This is a genomic window from Nocardia brasiliensis IFM 10847, assembly GCF_000710915.1.
GTDB classification, from domain to species: Bacteria; Actinomycetota; Actinomycetes; order Mycobacteriales; family Mycobacteriaceae; genus Nocardia; species Nocardia brasiliensis_A.
Genome location: NZ_BAUA01000199.1, coordinates 1 through 12,331, shown reverse-complemented (window position 1 = coordinate 12,331; position 12,331 = coordinate 1). Strand labels below are relative to the sequence as shown.

Below are 12,331 nucleotides of genomic sequence, written 5' to 3'. Positions count from 1 at the left end.
ACGTGGCCAAACGCCCGCGCACGCAGGAGTGGCCCGCCGCCACCGCGACCAAAGAACCCGAGCAGAGCGCCAATTCGCGGCTGCTCAAGGACTCCGGCTCGATCGCGATCGCCACGCTGATCAGCCGGCTCACCGGTTTCGGCAAGCAGCTGCTGCTCGCGACCGTGCTCGGCCCCGCCATCGCCAGTGCGTTCACCTCGGCCAACCTGATCCCGAACATGATCACCGAGCTGGTGCTCGGTGCCGTGCTCACCGCGATGGTGGTGCCGACACTGGTCCGCGCCGAAAAAGAGGATGCCGACGGCGGCGCCGCGTTCGTGCGCAGGCTCGTCACCGCGGCGTTCGTGGTGCTCGCCTTCGCCACGCTGCTGGCCACCGCGACCGCACCCATCCTGGCGACCCATGTCTTCGTCGCGGCCGACGGCAAGGTCAACACCGCGCTGACCACGGCGCTGACCTTCCTGCTGCTGCCCGCGATCCTGTTCTACGGCATGTCCGCGCTGTTCACCGCGATCCTGAACACCAGACAGGTGTTCCGGCCCGGCGCCTGGGCGCCGGTGCTGAACAACGTGGTGGTGCTGCTGGTCCTCGGCCTCTACGCGCTGACGCCGGGGGAGATCACCCTCGATCCGGTGCGGATGAGCGATCCGAAACTGCTCGTGCTCGGCATCGGTATCACGCTCGGCGTGGTGACCCAGGCGCTGACCCTGGTCCCGGCGATCCGCCGGGAGGGCATCGACCTGCGCCCGCTGTGGGGTGTCGATACCCGGCTCAAGCAGTTCGGCATGATGGGCCTGGCCATCATCCTGTACGTGCTGATCAGCCAGTTGGGCTTGATCTTCGCCAACCACGTCTCCTCGGCCGCGGACGAGGCGGGCCCGGCCATCTACTCCTACGCGTGGCTGCTGCTCCAGCTGCCCTACGGCGTCCTCGGCGTCACCGTGCTCACCGCGATCATGCCGCGCCTGAGCCGCAACGCGGCCGACGGCGACACCCCCGCCGTCGTCGACGACCTATCCGTCGCCACCCGATTGACGATGATCGCGCTGTTCCCGGTGGTCACCTTCATGACGATCGCCGGGCCCGAGCTCGGCCAGGCGCTGTTCGGTTACGCCCGATTCGCCGGTGACGCACAACGACTCGGCCATGCCGTCAGCTGGTCGGCCTTCGCGCTGATCCCGTACGCGCTGGTGCTGATTCATCTGCGGGTGTTCTACGCCAGGGAACAGGCCTGGACCCCGACCTGGATCATCCTCGGCATCACCACGGTGAAGACCATCCTCTCGGCGCTGGCCCCGGTGATCGCCAGCGACAGCGATTCGGTCGTGATCGTGCTCGGTGTGGCGAACGGACTCGGCTTCACCGCGGGCGCCGTGATCGGCGGTTACCTGCTGCACCGCAGTCTCGGCGACCTCCGGATGGCCAATGTCGGGCGCACCGTCACCCGGGTGGTGCTCTCCTCGCTGGCCGGCGGCGCGGTCATGTGGATCGTGGACCGGGTGCTCGGGCTCGAACGACTGACCGATTCGTTCGGCGGTCCCGGCTCGCTGATCCGGGTCGCGATCACCGCCGTCGTCATGTTCACCGTGGCGTTCGGGCTGATGCGCCTCGCGGGCGTGCCGGAGGTCGTCGGCATCACGGTCGCGATCTCGCGCCGCCTCGGCTGGACGCCGCCCGCACCGGATCTCGATCTCGACGGACCGGTCGACGATCCGTACCCGACTCAGATTCTGCGCAGGCCGGACCCGTATCCGGCCTACCCCGCCTTCGATCCGTACATGGACGCTCAGACCATGGTCCTACCGGTGATCAGAGCCGATGCCGTTGACATCACCGGCATGGGCGAGTTCCCGTACCCTGTTCGGCAGAGAAGCACAAGTGGCGAAATCGCCGGAACCTCGACATACCAGGGCGAAGGAGGACCGAGGGTGAGCGACGACGCGGTGGGCGGCGTCCCAGCCGCTGATTCTTCTGCGACCACGGCAGGCGGGCTTTCGACCGACGCTCCGCCACCCGGTGGCGAGCCGTCGGATCCCGCGTACGCGAACCGCGAGCTCGGTGCCGGTCCACCGGCGGACGAGGCGGGTCCGCAGGAGCAGCAGGCAGGTCCACCGGAACAGCACGATCGCCAGAACCAGCTGCCGCCACGCGACCCGATGTACGACACCGGAATGATCCCGATCGGCGCGCCGGAGATGCCGCCGCTCGGTGGCGACACCCCGGGCGGACGCCGGACCCCGCGCGGCCCCAAGCTGATTCCCGGCGCGTCGGTGGCCGGCGGCCGGTACCGGCTGCTCGCCGGGCACGGCGGCGCCCGCGGCCTCAAGTTCTGGCAGGCGCTCGACATCAAACTCGACCGTGAGGTCGCGCTGACCTTCGTCGACGCCGACCAGAAGGCGGCGGACAACTCCGGCCACGACGGCCCGCAGGCGATCCTGTCCCGCACATTGCGCCTCGGCCGGATCAACTCGCCTGGCCTGGCCCGCGTGCTCGACGTGGTGCGCGGCAGCTCCGGCGGCATCGTGGTGGCGGAGTGGACCCCGGGTCGCTCGCTGCGCGAGATGGCCGAAACGGTGCCCTCGCCGATCGGCGCCGCGCGGGCCATCCGCGCGCTCGCCTCGGCCGCCGAACTGGCACACCGCGGCGGTGGCTCGCTGTCCATCGATCATCCGGACCGGGTGCGGATCAGCGCGTCCGGCGACGCGGTGCTGGCCTTCCCCGGCACGCTGTCCGATTCCGACGCGCAATCCGACGTGCGCGGCCTCGGCGCCATGCTCTATGCCCTGATCACCGCCCGCTGGCCGATCCGCTCCGGCGGCGTCACCGGCACCGCCGCGACCGTCGGAGGGTTGCGGCTCGCCGACTTCGGTCCGGACGGCACACCGGTGGAACCGCGCCAGATAAGACCCGAGGTGCCGTTCGAGATCTCGGCCGTCGCGGTGCGCTCGCTCGAATCGAACAAGGGCGTACGTACCGCCGCGACCGTGCAGCACGTGCTCGAGCAGGCCTCGGTGGTCGATCAGAAGACCGATTTCATCCCGGTGCTGCGCCTGGGTCAGCGAGCCACGCCGCCGGCCCCCGACGAGTCGCTGGCCGATCCGGAACTGCTCGCGGCGGAACGGGAACGCTCCCAGCGGATGATGTGGATCATGGTCGGCCTGGGCATCCTGGCCGCGCTGGTGGTCGGCATCGTGATCTGGTGGATGGTCAGCGTGTTCGCGCCGGGCGCCTCGGACGCGCCGCTGAACGAGCAGCGCAACATCGGCCTCACCACGAACAACGCTCCCGCGCCGACGCCCGCCGCGGCGGGGCCCGCGGTCGGCACCGGGGGCGTGCAGGTTCCGGTGACCGGGGTGACGGTGTTCTCCCCGGAGGGCACCCCCGACGGCGTCGGCAACGTCAACGCGGTACTGGATCAGAATCCGGCCACCATGTGGCGCACCGACCAGTACTTCCAGCAGTTCCCCGCGCTCAAGAAGGGCGTGGGGCTGCTCGCGACGCTGCCGAGTGCGGCCAAGCTGACCAACGTCACGATCAATTCGCCGAGCCCCGGCACCGCGGTCGAGATCCGCACCTCGCCGACCGACTCACCGACGCTGGACCAGACCCAGCTGATCGGCTCGGGCAAGCTCGTCGAGGGGCTCACCGATATCCCGGTCCGCACCGACCAGGCGGCCCGCTACGTGCTCATCTGGATCACCGGACTCGGCAACTCCGGTGGTCAGTTCCAGACCTCCATCGCCGATATTCGTTTGGATGCCACGCCTTAAGAGTTACTGATCGTCTTCCGCCGCACGTGAGTCGGCCGTGCCGGCGCCGCGCCCACATCTTCGGCCGCGCGGCTCATCTGGTGAATCCGGGCAGATAGTTGCTGCCGAATCGCGACTGACGATATGATCTCCTCGCGCTCTCAGCAGGGGAGCTTCCCAGGTTCTGGTGCCTCGATCCTGGATGCTGCGAAATTTCGGTAATGGTCCTCGATGTCCGTTGCCACCGTGAGCGCTGTCAAGGGGTTGGCATTGTCGTCCGATGTGAACGAGGATTTCCGCGGGGGGACGTCGCGGCCAGTCGCGTACCGCGAACGCTCGTTCGTGGCCGACGACTACAGCGACGTCGAGTTGCTGCAGGCGCATGTGCGCGGGGAGCGGCACGCCTTCGCCGAACTGCTGCGCAGGCACAACGATCATCTCTGGCAGACCGCGCTGCGCACCTCCTACACCCGTGAGGACGCGGCCGATTCGCTGCAGGACGCGCTGCTCTCGGCGCACCGCACCGCCGCCAAGTTCCGGGCCGAGGCCGAGGTGCGCAGCTGGCTGCACGCGATCGTGGTGAACGCCTGCCTGGATCGGATCCGGCGCAACAAGATCCGCAAGGCCGTCTCGCTGACGCCGGAGACGGTGCCGGAACCGCGGGACGAGCGCGACGCCGTCGCCGAGCTGGAGATGTCACTGGTGGTCGACCACGCGCTGTTCTCGCTGCCCGCCGACCAACGCACCGCCCTGGTTGCGGTGGATCTGGAAGGGTATAGCGTGGCGGAGGCCGCCGCGATGCTCGGCGTCCCGGAGGGGACGATCAAGAGCCGCTGTGCACGCGGCAGGCAACGTCTACAAGAACGGCTGGAATTTCTGCGCGATCCGGGGAACCGGAAGTAGTTGAGATGCGTCATTAATAGTGACGAACCCGTTGACGATGTCCTAGTAAGTCCCCGGCCCCGAGGGGATCCCGCGATGTCAGATGAGAACACTGGAGGTGCGATGGCGACCCGGTCCGTGCCGCAGCCTCCGTTCTCGCCCGAACTCCTCGCCGACCTCCATGCCGGCAGTCTCGCGCCCGAACTGCACGAACAGCTGTGGCCCGCGGTCCGGCGCGACGGGGAAGCACTGCGATTCGTGCACGCCCTGGACGAGGTCAGTGCTGAGCTGCGCGCACTCGGCCGGTCCGACCACGTCATCCATCGCATGCCCGACGATGTCACGGCCCGGCTCATGGCCTTCGTCGACGAGCTGGACTCGGCTGAGATAGCCGACGACGCAGTACCCGACGCCGCGGGCGCCACGATCTATCGGTTGCCGGTCTCGGGCGAAAAAGACGATGCCGCAGCGGTTTCCGACGGCTCCGTCGTCGCCGGGAACCTGCTGACCGCCGAACCGGAGCCCGCGGTGCCGGCCGCGCCGCCCGCCGCGCCCGTCTCGCTCGACGAGCGCCGCCGGAGCAGGCTGCGCCGGCTCACCGTCGCGGCCGCCGCGATCGCCGTCGTCGCGTGCGCCTCGATCGCGCTGACCGTCGTCCGGGGTAGCGACGACACCCCGCCCATCGCCCAGCCCACCTCGACCGGCACCGAGCTCGACGAGCCGACCGCTGCCGCCATGCTCACCGCTCTCGGCCGCAACGACGCCACCGGCACGCTCAGCAACGCGGCAGCGCGCGAACGGTGTGTGCAGGCCAACGGCCTGGACCGCACCGTGCTCGGCTCGATGAACATCCGCTATCACGGTCAAGACGCCGTCCTGCTGCTGCTCACCGGCCCGCGCACGCCCAAGATCACCGCGCTGATCGTCGGAACCGGTTGCAGCACAGCAGATCCCCAGCACCTGACCGTGCAGGACATCGGCTGAGTGACCCGGCCGACATCGCCTGGCCCGAGTGCGCCGGGCCACTGAGCTCGAGCTCACCGCACACTCCACCAGCGCAGGAACAATAGCCATTACGCTGTTGTTGACCGAGACGTCCGTCGATATCTGCCTGGGAAGGGCCTCATGAGTGCGCCAGTACGTGACCTGATCATCGTCGGCTCCGGTCCCGCCGGTTACACCGCAGCGGTGTACGCGGGTCGTGCCGAGCTGCAGCCGTTGGTGTTCGAGGGCACCCAGTTCGGTGGCGCGCTGATGACCACCACCGAGGTCGAGAACTATCCCGGCTTCCGCGAGGGCATCATGGGCCCCGACCTGATGGAGCAGATGCGCGAGCAGGCCAAGCGGTTCGGCGCCGAGATCCGCACCGAGGACGTCGACGCCATCGACCTCAGCGGCCCGATCAAGACGGTGACCGTCGGCGAGGAGACCTACCAGGCGTACGCGGTGATCCTGGCCATGGGCTCGGCCGCCCGCTACCTGAACATCCCGGGCGAACAGAAGCTGCTCGGCCGCGGCGTCAGTGCCTGCGCCACCTGCGACGGCTTCTTCTTCAAGGGACAGGACATCGTCGTGGTCGGCGGCGGCGACTCCGCGATGGAGGAGGCCACCTTCCTCACCAAGTTCGCCGCCAGCGTCACCATCGTGCACCGCCGCGAGGAGTTCCGGGCCTCGCGCATCATGCTGGAGCGGGCCAAGGCCAACGAAAAGATCAAGTTCGTGCTCAACGCCGAGATCACCGAGGTCAACGGCGACACCAGCGTGACGAGCCTGACCCTGCGCGACACCCGCACCGGGGAGACCTCGGAGCTGGCCGCGACCGGTCTGTTCGTCGCGATCGGCCACGATCCGCGCAGCGAGCTGGTCCGCGATCAGGTGGAGTTGGACGACGAAGGCTACGTGCAGGTCGTGCACCCGTCCACAGCCACCAAGGTGCCCGGCGTGTTCGCCGCGGGCGACCTGGTCGACCACACCTATCGCCAGGCGATCACCGCCGCGGGCACCGGCTGCCGCGCCGCCATCGACGCCGAGCGCTGGCTGGCCGAGCAGGGTGACATCACCTCGAACACCCTGGATCACGCCGGCAGCTCGGTGGCCGTGCCCGCCAACTGACCTCTCGTCCCGAGAGTGGTCGCCCACGTGGCCGAGAAGGCCACGGGGGCACCGCAATTCAGCAAGGAGAACACCCATGTCCGATAGTGCCAAGACGGTCGCCGGCAAGACGGTCACCGTGACCGACGCATCCTTCGCCGACGACGTGCTGCTCAGCGAGAAGCCGGTGCTCGTCGACTTCTGGGCGGCCTGGTGCGGCCCGTGCAAGATGGTCGCCCCGGTGCTCGAGGAGATCGCGGGCACGCACGCGGACAAGCTCACCATCGCGAAGATCGATGTCGACGCCAACCCCGAGACGGCCCGCGATTACAAGATCCTCTCGCTCCCCACTATGATGCTTTTCCGCGGCGGTAAGCCGGTGAAGCAGATCGTCGGAGCGAAGGGCAAAGCCGCCCTGCTGCGCGAACTCGACGACGTCATCTGATCCCTGGCATTCGAATGCCATAGGCACCAAAGGTCGTCGGGATCGACCGACGCGCCGTAGGATGCCCTGGACCCGGGAATGCCGAATTCCCGTCCGGGTCTGAGACAATCGACCGATGCCGGTCGTGCGAAGGTGTATCCCATCGCATGAGTGGGTACCCGGATTGACGCGGAAGGAAAGGGCTCTCACGCATGCACCGACTTCGTCACGGCGATAGCGGTCCAGCCGTAGCAGAGGTTCGGAGCACCCTGGCAAGTCTCGGGTTCTTGCACGCACACGTCGACGCGGACAGCGCCGACGGACGCGAGTACTGGAAGGACACCGAGGCGTCCTTCGACCATCGACTCGACTCGGCAGTCCGCGCGTTCCAGCAGCACCGCGGACTGCTCGTCGACGGCGTCGTCGGCCCGGCCACCTATCGCGCCTTGAAAGAGGCGTCCTACCGGCTGGGTGCCCGCACACTGATCTATCAGCTCTCCGCGCCGCTGTACGGCGACGACGTCGCGACCCTGCAGCGCAAACTGCAGGATCTCGGCTTCTACGTGCACCGGGTGGACGGTTACTTCGGGCCGCACACGCACGAGGGGCTCACCTCGTTCCAACGCGAGATCGGCCTGGCCGCCGACGGCATCTGCGGACCGGACACGCTGCGTTCGCTCGACCTCCTCGGCGCCCGCGTCACCGGCGGCAACCCGCACCGGATCGCCGAGGAAGAGGTGGTACACCGGGCCGGACCGCAGCTCACCGGCAAGCGCATCGTGATCGATCCCGGCCTGGGCGGGCCGGACAAGGGACATCCGGTGCCGTCCGAGTACGGCGATGTGTACGAGTCGGAAATCCTGTGGGACTTGGCAAGTCGGCTCGAGGGCCGGATGGCCGCGACCGGCATGGAAACGTTCCTGTCCCGTCCGTGGGGCGCCAACCCCACCGATGCCGAACGGGCCGACACGTCCAATGCCTTCGACGCCGACCTGATGATCTCGCTGCGCTGCGCGACCAATCCGAGTCCGCTGGCCAACGGTGTCGCCGGCTTCTACTTCGGCAACTCGCACGGCTCGGCGTCGATGATCGGTCAGGTGCTGGCCGGTTTCATCCAGCGCGAGGTCGTCGCGCGCACCTCGCTGCAGGATTGCCGGACGCACGCGCGTACCTGGGATCTGTTGCGGCTCACCAAGATGCCGACGGTGCAGATCGATATCGGCTATCTGACAAACGATTACGACGCCAACGTGCTCACCAACCCGCGTATGCGGGACGTGATCGCGGAGGCCATCCTGATCTCGGTCAAGCGGCTCTACCTGCTCGGCCAAGACGATCAGCCGACCGGCACCTACACCTTCGCCGAACTGCTCGCCGAAGAACTGGCCGCCGCCGACCGCATGTAAACGCACCCCGAAACAACAAGGGCCCCGCACCGATTCGCCGGTGCGGGGCCTTTTTCTACAACCTCAGCGCACGCCGACCCGAGCGGGTGGCGTCATCGACGCGGCCGCCAGCAGCTGATCGAGGGCGCGCTCGACGTCTTCCTTCCAGCCGTGGTCGGAGTTGATCTCCAGACGCAACCGCGGGAACTTGTGGTGCGGCGCGACCACTTCGAAACCGACATCCTCCAGAAAATCGGCCTCGATCATGCAGGTCTCCGGTGAGCATTCGGCCATCGCGCCCGCCGCGGAACCCTTGATCGGCGCGATGATCCGCTCCATCAGCGTCATCGACCCGAAACGCTCGGACAGCGCGTGCGCCGGGGGATCGGACCGGATGCCGAACGCCTCGAGCGCGCGCACCCCGCGGCGCACCAGATCTGCCACCACCGCCTGCATCAACTGATGGGCAACCTCGGCGTCCTGATACGGGAATTCGGCCCGCAGCGTGGTCAGCAGGACCGCGTCCGGGCTCACCGGCGACGTGGGGAACAGGGTGGCTCGTGGCACCGCGCTCGGCGGCGAGTACAGCGCACAGCCCGCGACATTGCCGTCGACGTTGGCCACCTGCCCACACGAGCCCCACTCCAGCAGCACCGTGGACAGCCAGGCCTCCTTCTCGAAGACCGGATCACTGAAGCCGCGGGAGTCCTCGGCCACCGCGGGATCCATCTCCCAGAACACGCACCGCCGGGAGTGCGCGGGGAGCTTGTCGAGCTCGCCGAGGGTTAGGGCCGTGACGCTGGTCGACACCGCTCTGCTCAGCCTCCAGCTATCCGATTCATCCACGCTCATGCTCCGCCTCGCCTACGCTCGGCATCAGCATGTGCGAGGCGCGCTGACAATGGGGATGTCTGCTCACACCGCATCACAATTCACTCGCCAGCAAGAATAAGCGATCAACTGATCCCGCCTCATTCCACGTCGCTGTGCTGTTGGTAAGGAACTTGTGCTGGGCTCGATCCCGGAATCACCCGTCGTCACAGTGACGTTTCAACTCCGAGCCCGTACCTGTCGCAATCACAAGTTTATTTTCGCCACTTCTGTCACAAGTCGCGCTGGGTCTGTTCCATCAAACGAACGATGCGCTCGAGGTCGTCGACCGAACCGAACTCGACGACGATCTTCCCCTTGCGCTTGCCCATGCTCACGATCACCCTGGTGTCGAACGAGCCGGACAGCCGATCCGCCACATCCTGCAAGCCCGGCATCTGGATCGGCTTGCGCTGCGGGGTAGGGGCTTCCTCCAGATCCGGCGCGAGTGCCTTCTCCTGGTTCGCGAGAATGACCGCTTCCTCGGTGCTGCGCACGGATAGGCCCTCGGCGACAATGCGCTTCGCCAACTCGTCCTGGGCGTCCGCGCCGCCTTCCAAACCGAGCAGCGCCCGCGCGTGTCCGGCCGACAGCACGCCCGCCGCGACCCGGCGCTGCACCGAGATCGGCAGCTTCAGCAAGCGGATCATGTTGGTGACGGCGGAGCGGGACCGGCCGATGCGGTCGGCGAGCACCTCATGGGTGACGCCGAACTCCTCCAGCAGCTGCTGATAAGCCGCCGCCTCTTCCAGCGGGTTGAGCTGCACGCGGTGGATGTTCTCCAGCAGCGCGTCGCGCAACATCGACTCGTCCGCGGTCTCCCGGACGATCGCGGGGATGACGGTGAGGCCGGCCTCCTGCGAAGCGCGCCACCGGCGTTCGCCCATGACGAGCTGAAACTTGTCGACCCCCGGCTCGACCCGCCGCACCACGATCGGCTGCATCAGACCGAATTCCTTGATCGAATGCACCAGCTCGCCCAGCGCCTCCGCCTCGAACACCTGGCGCGGCTGCTTCGGGTTGGGTTCGATCTGCTCCGGCGGGATCTCGCGATACACCGCGCCGCCGGACGCGAGGTCTTCCTCCGTCGGGTCGGGGACCCGATGCAGATAGGCCGACGCGGGCTGTGGCCCGATCGGATCCAGACCGATGACGCTGGCCGCTTGACTGCTGAGCCCCGGCGCAGTCGCCGGTCCCGTCGGGATCAACGCGGCAAGACCGCGTCCTAGCCCACCCTTCTTCGCCTGACTCATCGGTCCACTGACCCCTTCCTCGTTCCGCCACCACACCCGGTCTCATCGACCTGGCACGTATTGCGCCAGATCACTCCGCGCCTTCGGCGACCCGCACCACCGAGCGCGCCGCCATTTCCCGTCCGGCATCGAGGTAGCTCATTGCGCCTCGGGAGCCTGGATCATAATCGAGCACCGTCATGCCGTAGCCCGGCGCCTCGGAGACCTTCACGCTGCGCGGGATCACCGAGCGCAGCACCACGTCACCGAAATGACCGCGGACCTCCTCGGCGACCTGATCGGCCAGTTTGGTCCGGCCGTCGTACATCGTGAGAATCACGGTGGAGACATGCAGTTCGGGATTGAGGTGCGCCTGCACCAGACCGATGTTGCGGAGCAACTGACCGACACCCTCCAGCGCGTAGTACTCGCACTGGATCGGGATCAGCACCTCCTTCGCGGCGACCATCGCGTTGACGGTCAGCAGGCCGAGCGAGGGCGGGCAGTCGATCATCACGTAGTCGATGTCGTACCCGGCGATATTGGCCTCCTGGATGGCGGCCTTCAGCCGGCCTTCCCGAGCCACCATCGACACCAGCTCGATCTCGGCGCCGGCCAGATCGATGGTCGCCGGAATGCAGAGCAGGCGTTCGTTGTGCGGACTCTGCTGGATCGCGTCCTTGACCGACACCTCTCCGATGAGGAGTTCGTAGCTGGACGGGACACCCGAGTGGTGCTCGATGCCGAGGGCGGTGCTGGCATTGCCCTGCGGGTCCAGATCGATCACGAGGACCGTCATCCCCTGATGCGCCAGAGCGGCCGCGAGATTAACCGCGGTGGTCGTCTTGCCGACGCCGCCCTTCTGATTGGCGATGGTGATGATGCGTTGCTCGTGCGGTTTCGGCACTGTCACCTTTCCTGGATGCAGTATCTGGCTGGCGCGTTGAGCTTCGGCCGCGATCGGGGTCTCGCTGGGGGAGATGTTCCCGAACGGCGTGCTCCCGAAAGTCTCCGCGTCGAAATTGCTGGAGTCCAGCATTCCCGGCACGCGCGACGTAGTTTCCCGTGAAACATTCGCCGGACCGCTCGACATAGACAGCTCCTAACCCGAGAAACTCAGATCACGTGCGGCCGACGGAGCGTCGGCGCCGTGTCATCAAACAAGCTGTGTCGGATCGAACATGATGCCCAACCGGGTTCGCGGCGCCCGATCGACCGAGCGGAGCCCTCGCCGCTGTCAACACCAGATCCTCCGTGGCACCTACGCTCACGCCCGACGTCCACTAGCTTGCCAGCCCTGAGCGGGATAAGAAAGCTGAATCGCGGCAACGGACGAAGGACACGCGAATCTGTCCATATTCGGCCACCGATACTCGATGTTTCACATGAAACCCCGCACCCGCCAAGGGGGTTACGACGACGCGGGAGCTTGCCGGAGTCCGATGTTTCATGTGAAACCGTTGTCGGCGTGGGGAGCTGGGACTGCGCCAATACGTCAGTGTGACGTATCTCCGGCAGGGTGCTGCACCTCCGCAAGGACCGGTATGTGCGCGCCGAGATCGAATTGCTTACTGCCCCTGGACCCCAACGGCCGCGACCCGTTCCTCAGGAGCGGGTCGAGAACCGCTGTGCAGGGATCGACGAACGAACACCCCTCCGAAGTGGTCGCGTCGCCCAGTCGCGTTGCCCAGTCGCGTT

At 67.3% G+C, this 12,331-nt stretch carries 9 protein-coding genes; 6 read left to right on the top strand and 3 right to left on the bottom strand.

What is annotated here, in order from left to right; all coding sequences use genetic code 11:
• The first annotated feature begins 2 nt into the window (after positions 1-2).
• From NBRGI_RS39550 to NBRGI_RS39525, 6 genes are all read left to right on the top strand, one after another.
• Positions 3-3,770 (top strand): lipid II flippase MurJ, encoded by a 3,768-nt coding sequence (locus tag NBRGI_RS39550; RefSeq protein WP_029902913.1) that lies wholly within the window; start codon positions 3-5, stop codon positions 3,768-3,770.
• A gap of 210 nt (positions 3,771-3,980) precedes the next feature.
• The gene (gene sigM, locus NBRGI_RS39545; protein WP_357866394.1) at positions 3,981-4,652 is read left to right on the top strand and encodes an RNA polymerase sigma factor SigM; all 672 of its coding nucleotides are present in this window, start codon (positions 3,981-3,983) and stop codon (positions 4,650-4,652) included.
• Positions 4,653-4,754: 102 nt separating this feature from the next.
• Positions 4,755-5,615, top strand: coding sequence for a hypothetical protein (locus NBRGI_RS39540; protein WP_029902909.1), 861 nt, complete (start codon positions 4,755-4,757; stop codon positions 5,613-5,615).
• A 141-nt stretch (positions 5,616-5,756) separates the two neighbouring features.
• A complete protein-coding gene (gene trxB, locus NBRGI_RS39535; RefSeq protein ID WP_029902908.1) occupies positions 5,757-6,743 on the top strand; it encodes a thioredoxin-disulfide reductase in 987 nt (328 codons plus the stop codon).
• A 76-nt stretch (positions 6,744-6,819) separates the two neighbouring features.
• The gene (gene trxA, locus NBRGI_RS39530) at positions 6,820-7,167 is read left to right on the top strand and encodes a thioredoxin (RefSeq protein WP_014989212.1); all 348 of its coding nucleotides are present in this window, start codon (positions 6,820-6,822) and stop codon (positions 7,165-7,167) included.
• Positions 7,168-7,358: 191 nt separating this feature from the next.
• Positions 7,359-8,552 (top strand): N-acetylmuramoyl-L-alanine amidase, encoded by a 1,194-nt coding sequence (locus NBRGI_RS39525; protein ID WP_029902906.1) that lies wholly within the window; start codon positions 7,359-7,361, stop codon positions 8,550-8,552.
• Between the two features lie 63 nt (positions 8,553-8,615).
• On the opposite strand, the gene NBRGI_RS39520 is transcribed toward NBRGI_RS39525, so the two are convergent.
• The 3 genes from NBRGI_RS39520 to NBRGI_RS39510 all read right to left on the bottom strand — a co-directional run bounded on the left by NBRGI_RS39520 (position 8,616) and on the right by NBRGI_RS39510 (position 11,672).
• The gene (locus NBRGI_RS39520) at positions 8,616-9,341 is read right to left on the bottom strand and encodes a GNAT family N-acetyltransferase (RefSeq protein ID WP_029902904.1); all 726 of its coding nucleotides are present in this window, start codon (positions 9,339-9,341) and stop codon (positions 8,616-8,618) included.
• Between the two features lie 293 nt (positions 9,342-9,634).
• Complete coding sequence (locus tag NBRGI_RS39515; protein ID WP_029902902.1) at positions 9,635-10,654, bottom strand: ParB/RepB/Spo0J family partition protein; 1,020 nt, start codon at positions 10,652-10,654, stop codon at positions 9,635-9,637.
• A 70-nt stretch (positions 10,655-10,724) separates the two neighbouring features.
• Positions 10,725-11,672 carry a ParA family protein gene (locus NBRGI_RS39510; protein ID WP_014989216.1) on the bottom strand — a complete coding sequence of 316 codons (948 nt, stop codon included), beginning with the start codon at positions 11,670-11,672 and terminating at the stop codon, positions 10,725-10,727.
• Between the last annotated feature and the right edge of the window lie 659 nt (positions 11,673-12,331).